This window comes from Vibrio sonorensis, from assembly GCF_001854765.1.
In the GTDB taxonomy this organism is placed as follows: Bacteria; Pseudomonadota; Gammaproteobacteria; order Enterobacterales; family Vibrionaceae; genus Vibrio; species Vibrio sonorensis.
Window position 1 is genome coordinate 1 of record NZ_LJJE01000094.1, and the last position, 22526, is coordinate 22526.

21 protein-coding genes, 4 tRNA genes and 1 pseudogene are annotated in these 22526 nt (G+C 44.8%); 12 read left to right on the forward strand and 14 right to left on the reverse strand.

Annotated features, from left to right (window positions below; genetic code table 11):
• The 5 genes from BLO31_RS23255 to BLO31_RS17570 form a co-directional block, all read right to left on the reverse strand.
• On the reverse strand, positions 1–111 hold a 111-nt coding region (locus tag BLO31_RS23255; protein ID WP_239670767.1), incomplete at its 3' end, for a GTP-binding protein.
• Between the two features lie 101 nt (positions 112–212).
• Positions 213–288: transfer RNA gene (locus BLO31_RS17555), tRNA-Thr, on the reverse strand.
• Between the two features lie 13 nt (positions 289–301).
• Positions 302–375: transfer RNA gene (locus tag BLO31_RS17560), tRNA-Gly, on the reverse strand.
• A 35-nt stretch (positions 376–410) separates the two neighbouring features.
• A tRNA-Tyr gene (locus BLO31_RS17565) sits at positions 411–495 on the reverse strand.
• Between the two features lie 34 nt (positions 496–529).
• Positions 530–605 (reverse strand) — tRNA-Thr (locus BLO31_RS17570).
• A 201-nt stretch (positions 606–806) separates the two neighbouring features.
• Between BLO31_RS17570 and coaA the strand changes: the two genes are divergently transcribed.
• Complete coding sequence (gene coaA / locus BLO31_RS17575) at positions 807–1730, forward strand: type I pantothenate kinase (protein WP_070969772.1); 924 nt, start codon at positions 807–809, stop codon at positions 1728–1730.
• 80 nt (positions 1731–1810) lie between these two features.
• Here coaA and BLO31_RS17580 read toward each other — a convergent pair whose 3' ends face one another.
• Together BLO31_RS17580 and BLO31_RS17585 are read right to left on the reverse strand one after the other, a co-directional pair.
• Positions 1811–2236 (reverse strand): DUF805 domain-containing protein, encoded by a 426-nt coding sequence (locus BLO31_RS17580; RefSeq protein ID WP_070969775.1) that lies wholly within the window; start codon positions 2234–2236, stop codon positions 1811–1813.
• A gap of 68 nt (positions 2237–2304) precedes the next feature.
• Positions 2305–2652 (reverse strand): 5-carboxymethyl-2-hydroxymuconate Delta-isomerase, encoded by a 348-nt coding sequence (locus tag BLO31_RS17585; protein ID WP_070969778.1) that lies wholly within the window; start codon positions 2650–2652, stop codon positions 2305–2307.
• Positions 2653–2938: 286 nt separating this feature from the next.
• Here BLO31_RS17585 and tpiA point away from each other — a divergent pair, with 286 nt between their 5' ends.
• Both tpiA and BLO31_RS17595 read left to right on the forward strand, forming a co-directional pair.
• Positions 2939–3712, forward strand: coding sequence for a triose-phosphate isomerase (gene tpiA, locus BLO31_RS17590; RefSeq protein WP_070969781.1), 774 nt, complete (start codon positions 2939–2941; stop codon positions 3710–3712).
• A gap of 113 nt (positions 3713–3825) precedes the next feature.
• On the forward strand, positions 3826–5166 hold the full coding sequence (locus BLO31_RS17595) for an MATE family efflux transporter (protein WP_070969784.1): 1341 nt from the start codon (positions 3826–3828) through the stop codon (positions 5164–5166).
• A 50-nt stretch (positions 5167–5216) separates the two neighbouring features.
• Here BLO31_RS17595 and rraA read toward each other — a convergent pair whose 3' ends face one another.
• From rraA to efp, 3 genes are all read right to left on the reverse strand, one after another.
• Positions 5217–5741 (reverse strand): ribonuclease E activity regulator RraA, encoded by a 525-nt coding sequence (gene rraA, locus BLO31_RS17600; RefSeq protein WP_070969944.1) that lies wholly within the window; start codon positions 5739–5741, stop codon positions 5217–5219.
• A gap of 76 nt (positions 5742–5817) precedes the next feature.
• The gene (locus BLO31_RS17605) at positions 5818–6735 is read right to left on the reverse strand and encodes a 1,4-dihydroxy-2-naphthoate polyprenyltransferase (protein ID WP_070969787.1); all 918 of its coding nucleotides are present in this window, start codon (positions 6733–6735) and stop codon (positions 5818–5820) included.
• Between the two features lie 112 nt (positions 6736–6847).
• Positions 6848–7414: an elongation factor P gene (efp, locus tag BLO31_RS17610; protein ID WP_070969789.1), complete on the reverse strand. Its 567-nt coding sequence runs from the start codon at positions 7412–7414 to the stop codon at positions 6848–6850.
• A gap of 33 nt (positions 7415–7447) precedes the next feature.
• Between efp and epmB the strand changes: the two genes are divergently transcribed.
• Positions 7448–8470 (forward strand): EF-P beta-lysylation protein EpmB, encoded by a 1023-nt coding sequence (epmB, locus tag BLO31_RS17615; protein WP_070969794.1) that lies wholly within the window; start codon positions 7448–7450, stop codon positions 8468–8470.
• Between the two features lie 67 nt (positions 8471–8537).
• Here epmB and pfkA read toward each other — a convergent pair whose 3' ends face one another.
• The 3 genes from pfkA to BLO31_RS17630 form a co-directional block, all read right to left on the reverse strand.
• On the reverse strand, positions 8538–9500 hold the full coding sequence (gene pfkA, locus BLO31_RS17620; RefSeq protein ID WP_070969797.1) for a 6-phosphofructokinase: 963 nt from the start codon (positions 9498–9500) through the stop codon (positions 8538–8540).
• A 277-nt stretch (positions 9501–9777) separates the two neighbouring features.
• Entirely contained in the window at positions 9778–10686 is a 909-nt protein-coding gene (gene fieF / locus BLO31_RS17625) for a CDF family cation-efflux transporter FieF (RefSeq protein ID WP_070969801.1), read from the reverse strand.
• A gap of 143 nt (positions 10687–10829) precedes the next feature.
• Positions 10830–11318, reverse strand: coding sequence for a CpxP family protein (locus tag BLO31_RS17630; protein ID WP_070969804.1), 489 nt, complete (start codon positions 11316–11318; stop codon positions 10830–10832).
• Positions 11319–11522: 204 nt separating this feature from the next.
• Here BLO31_RS17630 and BLO31_RS17635 point away from each other — a divergent pair, with 204 nt between their 5' ends.
• The 4 genes from BLO31_RS17635 (at position 11523) to BLO31_RS17650 (ending at position 14906) form a co-directional block, all read left to right on the forward strand.
• Positions 11523–12209 carry a response regulator gene (locus BLO31_RS17635; protein WP_070969807.1) on the forward strand — a complete coding sequence of 229 codons (687 nt, stop codon included), beginning with the start codon at positions 11523–11525 and terminating at the stop codon, positions 12207–12209.
• Positions 12209–13585: an envelope stress sensor histidine kinase CpxA gene (cpxA, locus tag BLO31_RS17640; RefSeq protein ID WP_070969811.1), complete on the forward strand. Its 1377-nt coding sequence runs from the start codon at positions 12209–12211 to the stop codon at positions 13583–13585. The genes BLO31_RS17635 and cpxA overlap by 1 nt, the downstream gene beginning before the upstream one ends.
• A gap of 125 nt (positions 13586–13710) precedes the next feature.
• Positions 13711–14328, forward strand: coding sequence for a superoxide dismutase (locus BLO31_RS17645; RefSeq protein ID WP_070969814.1), 618 nt, complete (start codon positions 13711–13713; stop codon positions 14326–14328).
• 98 nt (positions 14329–14426) lie between these two features.
• On the forward strand, positions 14427–14906 hold the full coding sequence (locus tag BLO31_RS17650) for a tRNA (cytidine(34)-2'-O)-methyltransferase (protein ID WP_070969817.1): 480 nt from the start codon (positions 14427–14429) through the stop codon (positions 14904–14906).
• Positions 14907–14948: 42 nt separating this feature from the next.
• Here BLO31_RS17650 and BLO31_RS17655 read toward each other — a convergent pair.
• Positions 14949–15466: pseudogene (locus tag BLO31_RS17655) on the reverse strand (FxsA family protein).
• 301 nt (positions 15467–15767) lie between these two features.
• Between BLO31_RS17655 and aspA the strand changes: the two are divergent.
• The 4 genes from aspA (at position 15768) to arcA (ending at position 22490) form a co-directional block, all read left to right on the forward strand.
• Positions 15768–17219 (forward strand): aspartate ammonia-lyase, encoded by a 1452-nt coding sequence (gene aspA / locus BLO31_RS17660; RefSeq protein WP_070969820.1) that lies wholly within the window; start codon positions 15768–15770, stop codon positions 17217–17219.
• A gap of 125 nt (positions 17220–17344) precedes the next feature.
• Entirely contained in the window at positions 17345–18652 is a 1308-nt protein-coding gene (locus tag BLO31_RS17665) for an anaerobic C4-dicarboxylate transporter (RefSeq protein WP_070969823.1), read from the forward strand.
• Between the two features lie 473 nt (positions 18653–19125).
• Positions 19126–20574, forward strand: coding sequence for a YfcC family protein (locus tag BLO31_RS17670; protein WP_070969827.1), 1449 nt, complete (start codon positions 19126–19128; stop codon positions 20572–20574).
• Between the two features lie 695 nt (positions 20575–21269).
• The gene (gene arcA, locus BLO31_RS17675; RefSeq protein WP_070969830.1) at positions 21270–22490 is read left to right on the forward strand and encodes an arginine deiminase; all 1221 of its coding nucleotides are present in this window, start codon (positions 21270–21272) and stop codon (positions 22488–22490) included.
• Positions 22491–22526: the final 36 nt, after the last annotated feature.

Consider the following 22526-nt stretch of genomic DNA (forward strand, 5'->3'; position numbering starts at 1 on the left):
TGCAAGAGTAGTACAGATAGCTGCAGTAAGAGTTGTTTTACCGTGGTCAACGTGGCCGATAGTACCAACGTTTACGTGCGGTTTCGTACGTTCAAATTTTTCTTTAGACATGAGTTGTCCCTCTAGGTACGGATTTAGGTGGCTTGAATGACCACGCAACCAAAATATTTGGTAATAAAGTATATATCAAAAGGAAAACTTTGCTTAAGAGCTGGTGCTGATAGGCAGACTCGAACTGCCGACCTCATCCTTACCAAGGATGCGCTCTACCACCTGAGCTATATCAGCACTCAAATTAGAGTGGAGCGGGCAGCGGGAATCGAACCCGCATCATCAGCTTGGAAGGCTGAGGTAATAGCATTATACGATGCCCGCAACACGTAACTCTGAGAGCTATTTCCTAAAGAATATGGTGGAGGGGGACGGATTCGAACCATCGAAGGCAGTGCCGGCAGATTTACAGTCTGCTCCCTTTGGCCACTCGGGAACCCCTCCAAATTTTTCACTTTCACTACTATAGCGGAGAAAGTGGTGCCGACTACCGGAATCGAACTGGTGACCTACTGATTACAAGTCAGTTGCTCTACCTACTGAGCTAAGTCGGCATAAGTGGTGCGCATTCTATTGAATGATTTTATCCCTTGCAATAGGTAATTTAAAAAAAATTCGCATTTTGTCATGTTTTCGCTTATTTGATGTTTTTTCGTGCAAAATTAGCCGTTTTACCTCAATCGTCACCACTGTAATTTGCATTCTCTACTACTTAATGTATGTTCGCAGCTGGACTTTATTTCGGTGGCAGGACTATGACCCCATATCTTTCTTTTGATCGTCAACAGTGGGCAGAGCTTAGAAACTCAGTTCCCATGACGCTGACTCTGGAAGACCTAAAGGAACTTCAGGGGGTAAATGAAAAGCTAACCATGGAAGAAGCCGTTGAGATTTACCTTCCTTTGGCTCGTTTACTCAACCTTTATATTGAAGCTCGTCAGAATCGCAACACAGTGCTCCAACAATTCCTTGGTAATGAAGGTAATCCACCTCCCTTTATTATCGGTATCGCTGGCAGTGTAGCGGTGGGAAAAAGCACTACGGCTCGTCTGCTAAAAGCGCTGTTATCGCGCTGGGAAAACCATCCAAAGGTGGAACTGGTCACTACAGATGGCTTTTTGTATCCCAAGAAAACCCTTAACGACAAAGGGATAATGGAGAAAAAAGGCTTCCCTGAATCTTACGATATAAAGCGCCTTCTAACCTTTGTATCTGACGTAAAAGCGGGTAAGCCTCACTTAGAAGTGCCGGTCTATTCTCACATTACCTATGACATTACCGATAAAGTTAAGACCATTGATAGGCCTGACGTACTCATTATCGAAGGCCTAAACGTTTTGCAAAGTGGTATGGACTACCCTCACGCCCCTCATCGAGTCTTCGTTTCTGATTTTATCGACTTCTCTATCTATGTCGATGCGGAGTGCGATGTGATCGAGCAGTGGTACATCGAGCGTTTTCTGGAGTTTAGATTAGGCGCCTTTACTAAGCCGGGTTCCTATTTCAGTCACTATACTCAGCTTTCAAAAGACGAAGCGATTGATAAGGCAAGAAGTATCTGGCGGTCAATCAATGGTATTAATCTAAGCAATAATATTCTGCCAACAAAGGGACGAGCTCAGCTTGTTTTGAAAAAAGGCCAAGACCATTTAGTTGAGCAAATTCTACTTAGAAAATAGTCAAACGACTTTCTCTCTATTGCGATAAATACATGACATAAAAAAGCCGGGCAATCACCCGGCTCACTTTTGTTCTCATTCTATTGAGGTGGTTGCCCGTATTTATTTGGACCGCTGGTTCCTTTCATCAAACCGCACTCAAACAAAATGTACGCCCCACACGCCAAGGCGGCAATTGAACTTAGCATATCAATTACACCGGCTTCTGTCGCCAATGACGGATCACCAATCGGCGCCGCCATACGTCCAACGAGAAGAGGAATATTGAGTAGCAACCACCAGCTGGACTTATCTCTGTCGTGCCAGCGCTTTGCAGTAATGGCGAGGTCTGGTACTAAGATAATCAGTAAAAAAATGGGGAGCAGCAAGTGTGCCATATTGGGGAACAGTGTGCTGATACCAACAATAAAGCCAGCAATAAACATGTAATACACTACATTCCACATCCAGAATGTTTTTCTACCTATACGACCTTCAAAAGAGAACAGGAGTTCTTTAATCGACATCTACAACTACCTTAATAACAATGTGCTAACTACGTATCTTTGCCCCAATGAGTCTAATCAATAACGGCTCAATTAAGGACTTTTTGGAAGCATGCTCTATCCATATCCCGAATATTAACGGTCAGACTTCTCACATGACCAGCCTGTTGCTCCAATACTTTGATCAACTCGCGAGAAAGTTCCCGTTTTTGCTCATCCGTACGACCATCAAGCAGTTCAAAGCTGATATGTATAAAATCAACGCTGTCTCCCTCTTCGCCAACTAGCCAGTGATGACAACGCAAAGCTCTGGACTTAACCGATGGCGCATCAAACAAACCTGAATGTAATGCGACCTCATGTAAGTCTTCTAATAAACCTTGAACATTGACTCGCTCATCAACTGAGTTTGAATACTCCATGACTAGATTTGGCATGCTACTTCCCTATTCTTGTGTAAGTTATTTTCATAAGGGCTTTCAATCCCTTTTGCCCATCACTAATAGCAAGGTTAAGGATAAAAACCGAGTCAACCAGCCGGAATCTGTCAGTGAGATCACTGAATATTCTTGTTCAATAAGCAAACGATTACCGACTGACTCCTCTTCTGGTCTTAGATCCGATAAAGACATGACAGGAGTCATGATTTGATGCGATTAATCTGTTATATTCTTTCGCAATAACGTTTGTTTTTTACATTAAATAGAAATTGGAGATATTCCTATGCGTCGTCCTGTAGTGATGGGTAACTGGAAACTAAACGGTAGCAAAGCAATGGTAACTGAGCTACTAACTGGTCTTAACGCTGAACTTGAAGGTGTTGAAGGTGTTGACGTAGCCGTTGCTCCACCAGCGCTATACATCGATCTAGCTGAGCGCGTAATCGCTGAAGGCAGCAGTAAGATCATCCTTGGTGCACAAAACACCGACCTAAACAACAGCGGTGCATTCACTGGCGACATGTCTCCAGAAATGCTTAAAGATTTTGGTGCTACTCACATCATCATCGGTCACTCTGAGCGTCGTGAGTACCACAACGAATCCGATGAGTTCATCGCGAAGAAATTTGCTTTCCTAAAAGAGAACGGCCTAAAACCTGTTTTCTGTATCGGTGAGTCTGAAGCTCAAAACGAAGCAGGCGAAACTGAAGCGGTATGTGCTCGTCAAATCAATGCAGTTATCGATGCTTACGGCGTAGAAGCTCTTAACGACGCTATCATCGCATACGAGCCAATCTGGGCTATCGGTACTGGTAAAGCGGCTACAGCTGAAGATGCACAGCGCATCCACGCTTCTATCCGTGCTCTAATCGCAGAGAAAAGCGCAGCAGTTGCTGAGCAAGTAATCATCCAGTACGGCGGTAGTGTTAAGCCAGAAAATGCTGAAGCTTACTTCTCACAGCCAGACATCGACGGTGCTCTAGTTGGTGGTGCTTCTCTAGACGCGAAAAGCTTTGCAGCTATCGCAAAAGCAGCGGCAGCAGCTAAAAGCGCATAATCGCGTTTTATTCTGAAAAGGTCGGCACTAAGCCGGCCTTTTTTGTCTCTGCTAGCGCGTAAAATCAGAATCAAGTATGCTAGCGCTTTACACTTGAAGCCCTGTACTCCTAAATGCACGATAAACACGGCCTGCTGACAGGTTCAATTCCAAAAGTGCTGCGTCAGATGACGATACCGATGACTTTCGGTTTGATCGCTATTCTGATGTTTAACTTAGTAGACACCTTCTTTATTTCTCTGCTCGGCACCGACGCTTTAGCGGCGGTTAGCTATACCTTCCCCGTCACTTTTGCTGTCAACTGCATCACCATGGGCATTGGTATGGGTCTTTCGACTTGTATTGGCCGCTTACTCGGGCAGGGTAAAGGGGAAGATGCCGCTCGATTTTCGACCCACGGACTGTTACTTGCCGTGTTGTTGGTTTGTGCCACTTCTTCCCTTGGTCTAGTCACTATTGAACCGCTGTTTCTCATGCTAGGCGCTGAGCCTAACTTGATCCCGCTAATACACGACTATATGTTTATTTGGTATTTCACTATCCCTCTGCTGGTGATACCCATGGCGGGAAACAGCGCGATCCGCGCAACAGGAGACACCAAAACGCCCGCGAAAATTATGACATTGGCAGGGCTAATAAATGGCGTCTTAGATCCTTTGCTCATTTTTGGGATTGGGCCATTTCCCGAACTGGGAATACAAGGTGCTGCTATCGCTAGCGCACTTAGCTGGTTAGGTGCATTGTTCGGCTCCCTATACGTTCTTGTCGTCCGAGAAAAACTACTTGGCTGGCTGAAACCGCGCCATATTGCCGCGGATTGGAAGCAGCTACTGACTATTGGGACGCCCGCCGCCCTATCAAATGCAGTTGGGGCGATTTCTGCGGCTCTGCTGATGGTCATGATTTCTAGCCACGGTACAGAGGCTGTTGCCGCCTATGGTGCCGCTCAGCGCATCGAATCTATCTTAGTGATTGTACTTATGTCCCTCACTTCGGCTCTGACGCCATTTATGGCGCAAAACCTTGGGGCCAATAACCCTCAACGCAGCTTTTCGGGCCTATTTGTCAGCATGCGTTTCTCTATTCTTTTCCAACTGGGCGTTTTTCTCATGATGGTTCCGCTCAGTGTTCCTTTAGCCGCTTTATTCTCTCAAGAGCAAGCCGTACGCGAACTACTTTGGCACTATCTACTGGTAGTTCCGTTTAGTTATGGGTTCCAAGGCGTCGCAATGATGCTGACTTCTGGTTTAAATGCCTTACATCGGCCGAATACTGCTTTGGCTTGGAGCTTTATCAGGCTGTTTTTATTCACTCTTCCCTCCGCATGGTTGGGCAGTCTGTGGTGTGGTATTGAAGGTATGTTTGTTGGCCTTGCGGTAAGTAATATTTTGGCTGGAGTGTTCAGTTACCTCTATGCTTTAAAGATACGACGAGAAACCTTAAGCGCTATCTAGAATCAAAAAACCGACCAAAAGGTCGGTTTTAAGCCAATATCAAAGCTGAATCACTCTTCGATGTCATCCAACTCTTCTTCATCTCTTTCTATATCGATATCAAGGGCTTCTTGAGAGAGGATTACTCCAGTGTTATCGGCGTAGAGATAATCTTCTGGTATGAAGGTGACGCCACCAAAGTTCACTGCAACATCTAGCTCTCCGCTACTTTGCTGCCCTGCCCCAACGGGAATAGACGCCAAAGCCTGAATACCAATGCTCATATCTTCAAGCTCGTCCACTTCGCGTACGCAACCGTAAACCACGATGCCTTCCCACTCGTTTTCTTCCGCAATCGTAGCCAACTCAGCATCGATCAAAGCACGGCGCAAAGAACCACCACCATCGATAAGCAACACCCGCCCTAGACCATCTTGCTCTAAAACATCTCGAATCAAGCCGTTGTCTTCAAAGCACTTTACTGTTGTTATTTGACCTGCAAAAGATGCACTACCGCCAAAGTTAGTAAACATAGGTTCGACTACATCAACCTGATCTAGGTAAATATCGCAAAGCGCAGAGGTGTTGTATTCCATAGCATTTTTTCTCATACCGATCATCTTCACTTTCGAGTATATAGGGTCATTAAGTCAATGCAATGACAAGACACTATTAACTCACCAGAGTTTGAGCTATAACCACTCCTGCAAACAATAAGTTAGTTAGCAAGGAGCATTTCACAATTACGGGCATCATAGGGGCTATTTGAGCAGGTTGCTGTGCTTGCCACACGGCTTTACCGTGCTGAGTCGCCACATATAGACTAAATAAAAAGGGGAGGCTTATCCAAACTGGTGAAGGCTGAAGCAGTAGATAGACTAAGAAGGCCACCAGCGCCCCACCCAACAGAATAAAGTGATATTTCTTTGCGTTCTTCTGACCCAATCTAACAGCAACAGTTTTCTTTCCGCACACTGCGTCGTTTTCAATGTCGCGCATATTGTTGATATTGAGTACTGCTACGGCTAACAAACCACACCCTACCGCGGGTAAAATCAGAGAGTAAGCCACAATTCCAGTATGAAGAAAGTACGTACCCGCCACACCTAGTAAACCAAAAAAGATAAATACCGAAATGTCTCCAAGACCGACATAGCCGTAAGGCTTTTTCCCCACGGTATATGCGATGGCCGCAACAATCGCCAACATCCCTAAGCCGATAAATGCCAGTATGCTTTGCAAGCTTTCCAATGCGTAAAACACTAGGGACAAACCCGCCATAATGGTCAAGACAACGTTGAGAACCATTGCGCGCTTCATCTGCGCAGGTGTAACAGAACCAGATTGAATCGCTCTAACAGGTCCAAGGCGCTGCTCATTGTCCGTTCCTTTAACCGCATCCCCGTAGTCGTTGGCAAGGTTAGACAAGATCTGAAGAAGCGTCGCCGTCAAAAAGGCAAGTACAGCCACGCCGATAGAGAACCGATGATCTGAAAATGCCAATGCGCTCCCTGTCAAAATAGAGACAAGAGCCAATGGCAGTGTTTTAGGTCTGGCGGCATCTAGCCAGATTCTTAGTGACGATTTCATAGGATCGAGTGTAATCACTTCAATGCATAAAGACTTTGTGTCATATCATGTTTCGTTTTTATGGACACAAAAAAAGGCCACCAAAGTGACCTTTTTATCAATATGAGAGAGATTATTTTACTCGACCTACATATTCAGCTGAACGAGTATCCACTTTAATCACTTCACCAATTTGAATAAACAGTGGAACGCGAACAACAGCACCCGTTGTTAATGTAGCAGGTTTACCACCAGTGCCTTGCGTATCACCTTTTAGACCTGGGTCCGTTTCAACAACTTCTAGTTCTACGAAGTTAGGTGGCGTGACAGCGATTGGATTACCGTTCCACAATGTCAACATACAAGTGTTGTTTTCTACTAGCCATTTAGCGTTTTCGCCTACTGCTTTTTCATCAGCGGCAATCTGCTCAAATGTTTCGTTATTCATAAAGTGGTAGAATTCACCGTCGTTGTACAGGTAATCTAGATCAATATCCATTACGTCAGCAACTTCTACTGATTCACCTGATTTAAAGGTTTTCTCTAGAACTTTACCCGAAAGCAGTTTACGGATTTTTACACGGTTAAATGCCTGACCCTTGCCTGGTTTTACATACTCGTTTTCGAGAATGACACAAGGCTCATTATCAAGCATAATTTTAAGACCGCCTTTGAATTCATTCGTGCTAACAGAAGCCATTTTTTCCTCTTACCATTCTTCGAGTTAAATTTAATGCCGCATATCATAACCCGAAAAGTTGAATCTGTTGAGCAAAACTGGCTCAAACAACTCGCGAGTGGGATCTCAGATCCTGTAAAGCTTTTGGAATATCTCGAGATAGACCCCGATCCTTGGCGAAAAGGTTTTGCTGCGCGCAAGCTTTTTGCGCAGCGAGTGCCGCAAAGTTTTGTCGATAGAATGGAGAAAGGTAACGCTCTTGACCCACTTCTGCGCCAGGTTCTCCCTTTGAGCGAAGAATTTGACGTTCAGCCCGGATACTCCAATGATCCTCTTGAAGAGCAAGACAACGATCAACCGGGTCTGCTGCACAAATACCGCAATCGAGTGTTGTTGATCCTTAAAGGGGGGTGTGCAATCAACTGCCGATACTGCTTTAGACGACATTTTCCTTACCAAGAAAACAAAGGTAGTAAGTCAATTTGGCAGCAAAACCTCGATTATATCGCCCAGCACAACGAATTAAATGAAGTGATTTTATCTGGCGGCGACCCTTTGATGGCCAAAGACGAAGAAATCATTTGGTTGCTGGAAAAAATCGCCGCTATCCCCCATATCAAGCGGTTGAGAATTCACTCGCGGCTACCTGTCGTCATCCCTGCACGAGTGACTCCCGAACTTTGCCGATTGTTTAGCAACTCTCGATTGCAAGTCATTATGGTTACTCACATTAATCATGCCAATGAAATAAACCGTGAGCTTGCCGAAGCGATCGCGCACCTAAAGCTCGCCGGTGTCACTATGTTAAATCAAAGCGTTTTGCTCAAAGGGGTCAATGACTCCGTAGACGCACAAGTCAACTTAAGTGAAGCGCTTTTTGACACTGGCATTCAACCCTACTACCTCCATGTATTAGATAAGGTACAAGGAGCGGCGCACTTTTACATCAGCGACGAGAGAGCCCGAGAGATCATGACCACTATGATAGAGCAAGTGTCTGGCTATCTCGTTCCAAAGCTAACTCGCGAGATTGGTGGCAGAGCGAGTAAAACGCCGCTTGATCTTCACTTGGAGTAATTTTCCCCAATTAGAAAAACAAAAAAGCCACCCTAGGGTGGCTTTTGCAATGATGGAGAGATGCTTCTTAAAACAGCTCTTCAGCGACCTTGTATAGGTCATCGCGCACTGGACGCTTCATGTTCTCAATCGCGTCGATGATATCGTGGTGAACAAGTTGTTCCTTCTGAATGCCGACACAACGACCACCGTGGCCTTCCATCAATAGATGTACAGCGTAGTTACCCATGCGAGATGCTAACACACGGTCGAATGCAGTAGGACGACCACCGCGTTGAATGTGACCAAGAACAGTCGCACGAGTTTCACGACCTGTTGCTGTTTCGATTTCTTTCGCTAGCTCATTCGCATCCATCATCAGCTCAGTTAGAGCGATAATAGCGTGCTTTTTGCCTTTCTTAATACCGTCTTGGACATTAGCGATAAGCTGCTCTTTATTTAAGCCTGTTTCTGGCGTAATGATGTACTCACAACCACCAGCAATCGCCGATGTTAGAGTAAGGTCACCACAATGGCGGCCCATGATTTCAACGATAGAAATACGCTGGTGAGAAGACGACGTATCACGCAGACGGTCAATCGCATCAATAACTGTGTTTAGTGCTGTTAGGTAACCGATTGTGTAGTCAGTACCTGCAATATCGTTATCGATAGTGCCAGGAAGACCGATACAAGGGTAACCCATTTCAGTCAGTTTCTTTGCACCCATGTAAGAGCCGTCACCACCAACAACGACAAGAGCGTCGATGCCGTGCTTCTTCAGATTTTCAATCGCTTTCTCACGGATTGAAACTTCTTTAAATTCTGGGAAGCGAGCGGAGCCTAGGAAGGTACCACCTTTGTTGATGACATCAGAAACACTTGAGCGGTCCAGTTTTTCGATACGGTCTTCGTATAGGCCTTGGTAGCCATCGTATACACCATAAACTTCTAAACCTTCTGAAAGGGCAGTACGTACTACACCTCGAACCGCTGCGTTCATACCAGGTGCGTCACCGCCACTGGTCAAAACACCAATCTTCTTAATCATGCTCACCCTCGATACTTTTGGGAATCCAATTTCAAAACTTACGTCAGAGGCTTACAAGCCTCCAACAAAATCCTTCTATCTGTGCATTATGTTACCTCTAACTAAGAGGATTACTACTTTTATTTGCACCGAATTATGTAACTTTTCTACTTATGTAAGAGTATTACAGTTTTAATTAACGACTTTGTTGATACATATCAGTATGCGGGTCATTAACTAGAACGAAGAAAAGATAGTCAATAACTGCTGATTTGTCGCCCTATACCAATGTGCTCCTCTACCAACCTTGCGATTTTTGTTCTTTTTCAGAACTAAGTACTACCGAATAGGGGTCTTGGTGAATCAAAACGTCAGCATATGGGAATCTTTTTAATAGCCTATCTTCCACCTCATCGGAGATACGATGGGCTTCAATGAGTGGAATGTGATCGCCTAACTCCAAATGCAATTGGATAAATCTCACCGGACCTGACATTCGAGTCCTGACTTGGTGTACCCCAAGAACGCCTTCTACCTTACAGCATATTTCTCGTATTTCTGCGATCTCTTCTTCTGGCAGTTGTCTATCTAAAAGGGTTTGAACCGCTTCCCAAACCATCTTAAAAGCACTGAAAAGGATATAAAACCCAATGCCAACAGCAAACAGGGCATCGGCCTGAGTCACTCCGTACCAGCTCAATGCCAGTGCCGCGACAATGGCTAGGTTCATATATAAATCAGACTCATAGTGAAGAGAGTCTGCGGCAATAGCTTGGCTTTGAGTTTTCCGCACCACGTATTTTTGGAATTGCACCAACCCAAAGGTCATCGCGATGGCAAACAGACTGACGTATACGCCAAGCTCTATTGACTCTAGAGGTTCGGGTCTAAAGAAGCGGTCAATACCGTTAAGGATAAGGAAAAAAGCTGAACCAGAAATAAACATGGCCTGAGCCAGAGCAGCAAGAGATTCTGCTTTTCCGTGGCCAAAGGTATGTTCTCTGTCGGCGGGTTGTAGCGCATACCTCACTACGATCAAATTGACGAGCGAAGCCGCTATATCAAGCATCGAATCAATCAAAGATGCCAATAAGCTGACTGAGCCAGTTATCCACCAAGCGGCCACTTTAGCAATCAACAGAATGGTGGCGACGACGGTTGCGGTCCAAGCTGCAAGTGTTACTAAACGGGCGTATTCAGTTTTCATAGGTATAGGTTAAAACAAAGTGTTTGAATAGATTATACCCAAGAGTGACCAAGATTCCAGACAGCGATAGCCAGTGGATTGTCACAATCTCCTTGATGAAAATAGAAAAAAGGTGCCCAAAGGCACCTTCAGAAAAAGTAAAACTATGCATTATCAGCGCTACGTGATGCTCGTTTTTCAACGCATTGTTGCATTTTTTCTTGTCTCAACTCCTGATACTTCGCTTTTTGCTCTGGCGTCAAAATGCTCAGCATCTGATGTTGTTTCTCCATCATTTCAACTCGGCGCTCGGTCTGCTTTTCAACCATTTTGCTCGCTAGTACCAGTGCCGCTTGTTGATCAAATGAATCAGACAAAATCAACGCATCCAGCTCAGCCTGATAACTTTGCATCTCAGCGCGTCGACTCTCATCCCATCCCGATTTTCTATTCTGCTTCGCAGACTGGCGCAGCTCTTTCATCTGGGATTGCTGTTCATCAGTAAGTTCCAATTGACGCAACATAGACTTGTTAAAGCCCCCACACTTACCACCGTTATCTTTGCCTTTACCACCAAAAGCAAGTGCGCTCGCACTGCCAAGTGTGAGAGGAACAACAACCGCAGCTAATACCAGTTTCTTTGTTAGTTTCATAATCGTACCCTATCCGTTCTACCTGTAATCAGTTTTGTTACTCGCTGCAAGGTGTTGTTCACAGCGCTTGATTCTAGAATATGACTTGGCAGGTAAAGTGACGTCTAGAGAGCGTAAATCAACGTAAAGAGCCGTTGAGTTGCTAAATTTCTCGACCAAATAGCATTAATATAAGCACATAGACATTCTTGAAGAGATTAGGCCATGGCACACATTCTACTGATCGATGACGATATCGAGCTAACCAGCTTGCTAAAAGAAGTGCTCACATATGAAGGGTACCAAGTTTCAGAAGCCAATGATGGTGAAGCTGGACTTAAAGCGCTTTCTGAAGATATCGACCTGATTCTTCTCGATGTGATGATGCCCAAGCTCAACGGAACAGAAACCCTAAAAAGATTGAGAGAGAACTGGGAGACTCCCGTCTTAATGTTAACGGCAAAGGGAGAAGAAATAGACAGAGTGATTGGCTTAGAGCTGGGCGCTGACGACTATTTACCCAAACCATTTAGTGACCGTGAGCTGCTAGCGCGTATACGCGCCATACTTCGAAGGACACAAAATCAAAAGAACAGTAAATCTCAGGAAAGCCTTTCTTATCAAGATATTCAAGTGTTTCCCGGTAAACAAGAAGCCTATTGCCTTGGGGAGTTACTCGACCTCACTACAACAGAATTCGCTCTACTCAGTCACTTTATCCAGCACCCGGGACAAACACTGACCAAGGAAACATTAAGCCTAGATGTGCTGGGTAAAAGACTTGCCGCATTTGACCGCGCAATCGATATGCACGTGTCTAACCTTAGAAAAAAACTACCGGAAAGATCAGACGGTAAAGCGCGTATCAAAACGTTAAGAGGACGCGGCTACCTACTGGTTGAGGAAGACTGATGCGCTTTCCGAGGTTTACCAGTTTATACGGCCGTATCTTTGCCATCTTTTGGTTCACTATGCTACTGGTGCTGATTGCCGTATTGACCTTACCCCATTTAGATCCTCGCAAGGTTCGTGAACTTCCAGATGATCACCTACAGAGAATCACTAAGCTCAAGACTTCATTAGAAAAGCGCTTTGCCCATCAAGATAATCTAAGCCGAATTTTAATGCGGATTGAAGAAAATGGACGTTCGCAAAAAAACAAACGCCCCCGGTTTTTTATCACCGATGAAGACGGTCAATTGCTGACTACGTTGAAACACCCAGATTTCAAACTCAGAGTACTGCAAAACTTTATTACTAGCATTGAAGATCCTTCCGTTCCAAAACAGAAACTATACGGCAACTATATGATGGCGGGGCCGCTACCCATTGAGCTCGCAGGGCAAAATCTGAAACTCTATGTGGGCTTAAAGTGGAATCAACCACCACCGCTACTCCTTCGCTTGTTCGACAAGCCTTTCCAACTATTGTTGGCCGTTATGGCTGTGAGTACGCCCTTGCTACTTTGGTTAGCTTGGGCATTAAGTCAGCCAGCTCGCAAACTAGAAAGAGCCGCCAAACGCGTGGCGAACGGTGAATTTGAAGTCGATCCCGAACTAGAAAAAGGCACCACTGAATTTCGTCAAGCAGGGGCGAGCTTTAACCAGATGGTAGAGGCGGTCAATCAAATGTTATCGGGACAGCAGCGATTGCTTTCTGATATCTCCCACGAGCTAAGATCGCCTCTTACACGTCTGCGAATGGCCACTGCCCTAGCCAGCCGCAAGCAAGGAGACAGTCAAGAGTTGACCCGTATCGACACCGAGGCACAGCGATTAGAACAGATGATAGGTGAATTGTTGGCGCTTTCTCGTATGCAGGCAGACAGCCATCTTGTCAGAGAAACACACCCTATATCCAGTTTGTGGGAAGCCATTCTTCAAGACGCTGAATTTGAAGCGAATCAAATAGACAAAGTGTTTGTCGCCAGTGAGATCCCCGCGGTCAACCTAACAGGTCACCCTAAACTGTTAATGAGTGCGGTAGAAAATATTATTCGCAACGCCATCTCCTACGCGGAGAAAAAAATTGAAGTACGTATTAGCACTGAAGATAAAAAAATTATCGTGCAATGCGACGACGATGGAATCGGTGTACCCGATGAAGAACTTGAATCAATCTTCAGACCGTTTTATCGCGTATCAACCGCCAGAGACCGCCATAGCGGGGGAACGGGGTTGGGGTTAGCCATCACTGAAAGCGCAGTTAGACAACACAATGGTACTATTACCGCACAGCGCAGCGCGCTAGGTGGGCTACAAGTGACAATCTGTCTACCAATGAGTTGACCACACTCTGCCTGTTGTCACTATGTAAACAGAAAGCGACAAAGTCTTAATAACCTTATTAATTTTCAGTTGATAATAGATCTCATTATCATTTAAAGTAATCCTCTCACTAAGGAGGATTGACTATGTCTCATGTATTCCCAGAACTTCCATACGCTTACGACTCACTAGAGCCGTATATTGACGCTAAAACCATGGAAGTCCACTACAGCAAGCATCATCGAACGTACTACGACAAATTTATTGCCGCAGTTAAGGGAACTGAGCTCGAAAGTGCCCCACTGGAAGAAATATTTGCCAACATTTCTAAGCAAGCCCCTGCGATTCGCAACAACGGCGGTGGCTTCTATAACCACGTACTGTATTGGAACTGCATGGCTCCCAATACTGGTGGTGAACCACAAGGCGCTCTAGCTCAAGCGATTAACGAAACATTTGGCAGCTTCGACGCTTTCAAGGAAGCATTCGCTCAAGCTGCAATTAATACTTTTGGCTCTGGATTTGCTTGGCTAGTTGTTAAAGACGGCCAGTTAAAAATTGCCTCAACCAGTAATCAAGACAACCCACTGATGGATGTAGCGACGGTTCAGGGTGAACCTATTCTCGCTTTAGACGTGTGGGAACACGCTTACTACATCAGTTACCAAAACCGTCGACCAGAATACATCGACGCGTGGTGGAATGTCGTCAACTGGAAAGCCATCGACGAGTTTTACGCAAGTGCTCTAGAACAGGGCGCATAGAGATTAAAGGCGATGTTTACATCGCCTTTTTCTTATCTACTGAACATAGTTAAATCAGGGTATACTAACTTCCAATTATTACTTTGTTGTACAAGACCATGTTTGATATCGCGCTATACGAGCCAGAAATTGCCCCAAATACGGGAAACATTATCCGACTAAGTGCCAACTGTGGCGCCAACCTTCATCTAATTGAACCTTTGGGCTTTGATTTAGAAGAGAAAAAAGTAAGAAGAGCGGGGCTGGATTACCACGATTTAGCGCGAGTGACTCGTCATAAAGACTACCCTAGTTTTCTTAAATATCTAGAACAGAACAGGCCTGAGGGGTACCGCATTTTTGCATGTACCACAAAAGGCAGTCAGCACCATCACAAAGCTGAGTATCAGCAAGGCGACGTTTTACTCTTTGGCCCAGAAACTCGTGGCTTGCCTATGGACGTGATCGAAAGTGTACCAACGCCTCAGCGTATTCGAATCCCAATGATGCCCGATGCGAGAAGTCTAAATCTTTCAAATGCAGTAGCCATTATTGCTTTTGAAGCATGGCGTCAAATGGATTATCCAGGGGCGCAATAACTCATTAAAAAAGCGGGTGATAATCACCCGCCTGTCTGTAGTCTAGCGCAATCGCTTATCGTGGTCGTTCTCTTGTTCTTTGCGTTCGTACTCACCTTCGAACGTATTTCCATCGTCGTTGCGCTGAAATGGGTCTCGATGAAAAGGGTCTTGGTCAAATGGGCTTTGACCGAATCCACCTTGGAACTGACCACCGCCAACCGATCTCACCACCATTTTACTCATCAAGTATTTAGCGATTGCCGCTCTCGGAGCAGGCAAGAGCACAAGCATACCCAGACCATCGGTTAAAAAGCCCGGGGTGAGCAATAACACACCCGCCACGGCTAACATCACACCCTCTAAGATTTGCTGGCTGGTAACTCGCCTTGCTGAAGCTTACCTTGCACTGAAAGCAAAGTCTGAATCCCCTGACTGCGCACTAATGACGCACCGACAAACGCTGTGACCAGAACCAACCCGATGGTAGGCCAAAGCCCAAGAAATCCGCCTACTTGGATAAACAGGCCAATTTCTATAATAGGTACAAAAATAAACAGTAGTAATAAGATAGGAAACACACGCCCTCCTTTGTTTTCTTCAGTGTATGCATTCCCCCTCTACAGCTCAATTTAATCTTGTAAAAAAGAGTGATAAGGCAAACTAGGTGAAAAATCCAACTTCTAAAAATCTTTGCAAATTATTGACCTTATAAAAGCCAAAATAGTGATCTAGTCACTATTTTTTCACACTGGGCAAAGTATCATAGGCGGCATAAGTCAGGACGGATTTAACAGCCTTAAATTCTGACGAAAGGATTCTTAACTGCAGAATGGCTAGCTTCGCAAACTATTTTAAGAATAATTACCTAAGGATCCTGTTATGACTACTCTAACTGATTCCCCAAAAGCGGCTGTTGCCCCTACACGCATTGAAGAAGATCTACTCGGTGAGCGTCACGTTCCAGCAGATGCCTATTACGGTATCCATACCTTAAGAGCCATTGAAAACTTCAACATCTCTAATGCCACTATCTCTGACGTACCTGAGTTTGTGCGCGGTATGGTAATGACCAAAAAAGCCGCTGCTCTTGCCAATAGAGAACTGGGTGTTATCCCCAAAGATGTCGCTCGTTATATCATCGAAGCTTGTGACCTAATATTGGACACGGGCAAGTGTATGGACCAATTCCCATCCGATGTCTTCCAAGGCGGCGCTGGCACATCGGTAAATATGAATGCCAATGAAGTGATAGCAAACGTGGCTTTGGAATTGATGGGAAAAGAGAAAGGTCAATACGACTTCGTCAACCCTAACGATCACGTCAACAAAAGCCAATCCACTAACTGCGCCTACCCTACTGGTTTTAGAATAGCCGTGTACAACAGTGTTCAAAAACTCATTGAAGCGATTGAATATCTAAAAGGCGCGTTTGAACTTAAAAGCCAAGAGTTTAACAATGTTCTCAAAATGGGCCGTACCCAATTACAAGACGCGGTACCAATGACAGTAGGACAGGAATTTCACGCTTGGGCGGTGACACTAAACGAAGAAATTCGAGCCCTTGACTACACATCTAAACTACTACTAGAAGTGAACCTAGGCGCGACGGCGATTGGCACTGGTCTCAATGCGGCGGAAGGTTATCAGCAGCTCGCAGTAAAACACCTCGCTGAGGTAACGGGACTTAAAGTAGTACCCGCCGAAGATTTGATTGAAGCAACGTCAGATTGCGGAGCTTACGTCATGACCCACGGCGCCTTAAAGCGCTTGGCGGTGAAGCTATCTAAGATTTGCAATGACTTGCGCTTGCTCTCTTCTGGCCCACGTGCGGGATTAAATGAACTCAACCTGCCAGAACTCCAAGCGGGGTCTTCCATTATGCCTGCGAAAGTGAATCCTGTCGTACCAGAGGTAGTGAATCAGGTTTGCTTCAAAGTTCTAGGCAACGACAACACCATCTCTTTTGCGGCAGAAGGTGGACAGCTTCAGCTTAATGTTATGGAGCCAGTAATCGCACAAAGCATGTTTGAATCGCTATCCATTCTAACTAACGCTTGTGTTAACCTTCGCGATAAATGCATTGACGGCGTTACCGTCAACAAAGAGGTTTGTGAAAACTACGTCTATAACTCTATCGGTATCGTTACCTATCTAAACCCTTATATCGGGCATCACGAAGGTGACATCGTAGGAAAAATATGTGCAGAAACCGGAAAGAGTGTTCGTGAAGTCGTTCTAGAACGTGGATTATTAACAGCTGAGGAGTTAGACGAAATCCTTACTGTTGATAACTTTATGCACCCCAAATACAAAGCCAAACGTTACGAATAAACAACTCAGGGCTCCTTGGAGCCCTTTCCCATCTCTAGGTAACGGACTACCTGTATTGTTTGATTTTATAAAGGCTTGAAGTCGTAAGCCTTTACAAAATCATAATAAATCAATGAGGTATCAATATGGTTGCAGTCGAACTCTTTGTCGTTCTGCTTTTTATCTACTTAGGAGCACGAATCGGCGGAATAGGCATAGGCCTAGCAGGTGGCGCGGGGGTTATCGCCTTATCTTTGGTCATGGGAGTGCCCACTAGTCAGGCGTATATCCCCGTGGACGTCATTCTTATTATCATGTCGGTTATCACCGCCATCGCCGCGATGCAAGTTGCAGGTGGCATGGACTGGTTAGTTCAAATAGCCGAAAACTTTTTACGCAGAAATCCAGAACGTATTACCTTTTATGCTCCCATTGTTACGTTTCTGATGACACTAATGGCGGGAACCGGCCATACTGCGTTTTCAACACTTCCCGTAATCGCTGAAGTAGCAAAAGGTCAGGGGGTTCGTCCGTCGCGTCCACTTTCCATTGCTGTTGTCGCTTCTCAAATTGCGATTACCGCATCCCCTATTTCTGCGGCTGTTGTTGCTTTTGCAGCTATGCTTTCTCCAATGGGTGTCGACTATTTAACCTTATTGGCCGTTTGCATTCCTACTACCTTTATCGCCTGTATGGTTGGCGCTTTTGTGGCTAACTTTATGGGTGGTGAGCTAAAAGACGACCCTGTCTATCAACAGCGATTAGAACAAGGTCTTATCAAACTCAATACAGAAACCAAGCGTGAGATCTTACCAACGGCTAAAAAAGCGACCTTTATTTTCCTAGGTGCTATTGCCTTTGTGGTCTGCTATGCCGCGGCAATTTCCAAGTCTGTTGGCCTAATTGAAGATCCAGCATTGGGCCGAAATGAAGCGATTATGGCAGTCATGCTCGCAGCCGCAGCGTTTATCGTATTACTAACGAAAATTGATGCGTCAAAAATTCCTGCCGCCTCAACATTTCGTTCAGGTATGACAGCTTGTGTATGTGTGCTTGGAGTCGCTTGGTTGGGGTCGACTTTTGTCAATGCCCATGTCGATGGCATTAAGGAAGTCGCCGGAGAACTGTTGTCCGATTATCCATGGATGCTTGCCATGGTGCTCTTCTTTGCTTCGATGCTACTTTACTCACAAGGCGCGACGACAGTTGCACTTATGCCTGCAGCATTGGCCATTGGTGTTGCACCGTTAACCGCAGTTGCATCTTTTGCGGCCGTCAGTGCGCTCTTTGTACTACCTACCTACCCAACACTTCTGGCAGCAGTTGAAATGGATGACACCGGCTCAACTCGTATTGGTAAGTATGTCTTTAACCACCCGTTCTTTATTCCCGGCGTAGTGACTATCACTTCTGCGGTTGCATTAGGTTTCGCCTTTGGCGGTTTAGTCATATAAAAAATCACAAAAATGAAGAGGGGCATTCGCCCCTCTTTTTTATTTTGAAGCAAATAAAAATACCGAGATCACAATAAAATTTTGACCCTAATCAAGAATCCAGTCAAAAGTCTAATTATTCACTTTTTCACTCCTAATGAATAAAATTCCCACTACTTATTCTTATTGATTGAACACTCGCCTTACACACCTTGTTTGCGCTACGACATATGGAATATAAATCCGTCTTGTGTAAAAACTTACCCTTGATAAAAAAATTCTAAATTTTACCCAAGTAAAATCACTTACTTTTTGTGAAGATCCACAAAGTTGCCTCTCTTCCACTTTAATACAATTAACAATAAATCACTTAACTGATTTAATAATTCAATAACTTTGTTCTTATAAAAATACTTTGCTTTATTCCATCTTAAATATATGAGTCGCTGACTCGCTTTAATTAATACGAAATTAATTAGAGTAAGGAGATAGCCATGACAACCCAAACTGTACCGACAAATGAAAAAAAAGGCGGGTTTTTCGCCAATTTTAAATTCCCTTCAGCGTATACCATTCTTTTCGTATTAATTGCTCTTGTTGCTATGTTGACTTGGATAGTTCCAGCAGGCCAATACGACAGAGAGATGAATGACGACTTAGGCCGTGAAGTGCCTGTAACCGGAACCTATCAAGCGGTTGAGGGTAACCCTCAAGGCGTTATTGATGTACTACTTGCTCCTATTGATGGCTTTTACGACCACAATACCTATGAAGCGGCAGCCATTGACGTTTCCCTATTTATACTAGTCATTGGCGGCTTTCTTGGTCTAGTCACTAAAACAGGTGCCATTGATGCGGGTATCGAAAGAGTCACCACTCGTTTGGAAGGGCGAGAAGAATTAATGATACCAATACTCATGGCCCTGTTTGCTGCGGGTGGTACCATTTATGGCATGGCCGAAGAGTCGTTGCCGTTCTATACGCTTTTGGTTCCAGTAATGATGGCAGCGAGGTTTGACCCACTGGTTGCCGCTGCAACGGTATTACTGGGCGCGGGTATTGGTTGTCTTGGTTCCACGATTAACCCGTTTGCAACTGTTATTGCTGCCAACGCGTCAGGCATTCCATTTACAGATGGCATCATGCTTCGCGTAATTATGCTGGTGATTGGCTGGGCCATCTGTGTCGCTTATGTTATGCGTTACGCTCGTATGGTTCGAGCAGACCAAAGTAAATCCATTGTTTATGACAAATACGAAGAGAACAAAGCCCATTTCCTAGGTAACCAAGACGGTGAGAGACTGGAGTTCACTGGCACTCGTAAGTTAATACTCACTATCTTCGGTGCTTCTTTTGCAGTAATGATCTACGGCGTCTCTGTTGCTGGCTGGTGGATGGCTGAAATCTCAGCTATGTTCTTAGCCGCTACTATTCTTGTCGGACTGGTTGCTCGCATGAGCGAAGAAGAATTTACTAGCAGCTTTATTGACGGCGCACGTGATTTACTTGGCGTTGCACTAATTATCGGTATCGCACGAGGCATCGTTGTAGTGATGGACCGCGGTATGATCACCGACACTATCCTGTTCTCCGCAGAGCAGATGGTGACAGGCTTATCTTCCGTTGTATTTATTAACGTTATGTTCTTCCTAGAAATATTGTTGTCTTTCTTGGTTCCGTCAACTTCTGGTCTTGCGGTACTTACCATGCCAATTATGGCGCCATTAGCTGACTTTGCCGGTGTAGGTCGCGACCTTGTGATCACTGCTTACCAATCAGCATCTGGCATAGTAAACCTTGTGACGCCTACTTCCGCCGTTGTGATGGGGGGCCTTGCTATTGCACGAGTCCCATATGTACGCTGGGTGAAATGGGTAGCGCCATTACTCGGTATACTCACCGTGTTTTGTGTGATCGCCTTAAGTTTAGGTGCTCTGCTATAACCCCAACTTGGTCTAATAGACAACCGCCCTATATTGGGCGGTTTTTTTGTGTAAAGCGTAAAAAGCTCAGCTATTTTCTGCGATTTTCTCAGCTCCACCTCCAACGGTTCATTGCGCTATTAAAGCCTTAATCAACCCACTATCACCCATCAAATACTCTGCCGCTAGTCCGGTGGAATAATTACCTCAAATATACTTAATCACAAGTTAAACACCGGCTTTGTCACTATCAAAAAACCTAGTTGCAACCCGCTCAAACGTGATCCAGTTAAACAATGCGAACAAATGTTTGTTAACAACAAATTAATTCACCCACTAAAAACATATAGATAAAGCGCAAGACTGCATAAATTCACTTAATAAAATGAAAAATTATCGATTTGATAGTGAATAAACTTCCCAACCAATAACTTTTCTTAGTCACTTACGAGTCTTATATGCATAAGTTTCCCTCTTAATTAAATAGTTAGTACATAACATTTAACCATGACATTGAATATATATTGTTAATGGATTAAAAACACACAAATTCTGAATAAAATCGAAGTGTGATTAACGCACGGAAATAACTTAAATCGAGTCGTAATATATATCTCAAGAAACAAAGTTAGTGATTATTTAACTCACTTAAATCCCTACATAATAATATTGGCAATATAAATTAATCTGCCAGTCTAAATAAGAGAGATACGACTATGAGTAAGCTATACGTAGGTTCTGAAATCGGTCAATTACGTCGCGTTTTAATTCACCGTCCAAGACGCGCTCTCACTCATTTAACACCATCTAACTGCCATGATTTGCTTTTTGATGATGTACTTGCTGTTGATAGAGCGGGTGAAGAGCACGATGTGTTTGCAAAAACACTACGTGACCAAGGCGTAGAAGTATTACTGCTAACTAACCTTTTAGCAGAAACCCTAGCCATTCCTGAAGCAAAAGAGTGGTTGTTAAACACACAGATTTCCAACTACCGTTTTGGTCCAACTTTCGCCAATGACGTACGTTGCTACTTGGGTGACCTACCCAATATAGAACTAGCAAAAATCCTTACTGGTGGTCTGTCTTACGGCGAAATGCAAATGAAGTCTTCTTCTATGCTGCAAGCTATGCATAAACCAACCGACTTTATCATTGAGCCTCTGCCGAACCACCTATTTACCCGTGACACCTCTTGCTGGGTATATGGCGGCGTATCTATCAACCCAATGGCGAAAGTGGCTCGTCAGCGTGAAACCAACCATCTTCGCGCTATCTATCGCTGGCATCCAACGTTTGCTGGCCAAGACTTTATCAAGTACTTCGGTGACCAAGAGCAGAACTACGACCTATCGACCATTGAAGGCGGTGATGTTCTAGTCATTGGTAAAGGCGCTGTACTGATTGGCATGTCTGAGCGTACAACGGCACAAGGTGTTGAACAGTTGGCATCAAGCCTATTCAAACACGGTCAAGCTAAGCAAGTCATAGCACTAGAACTGCCAAAAGATCGTTCTTGCATGCACCTAGATACCGTCATGACACATATGCGCGAAGATACTTTCTCAATTTATCCAAATGTTATTCCAGATGATGTGAACTGCTGGAGCTTAACAGGTGATGAGTCTGGTGCGGTACGCGTGTCTCAACAGGATTCTTACATCCATACCATTGAGAAAGCGCTAGGCGTAGGTCAACTCAATCTAATCACCACTGGTGGTGATAGCTTTGAAGCAGAGCGTGAACAGTGGAACGATGCCAACAACGTACTAACTGTTAAGCCAGGTGTTGTTATTGGTTACGAGCGCAACACTTATACCAACGAAAAATACGACAAAGCGGGCATCACTGTTCTGCCAATCCCTGGAGATGAGCTTGGACGTGGTCGCGGCGGTGCACGTTGCATGAGCTGCCCAATTGAGCGTGACGGTATTTAACCCTTGTTTAACTGGCTGAGGTAACAACCTCAGCCC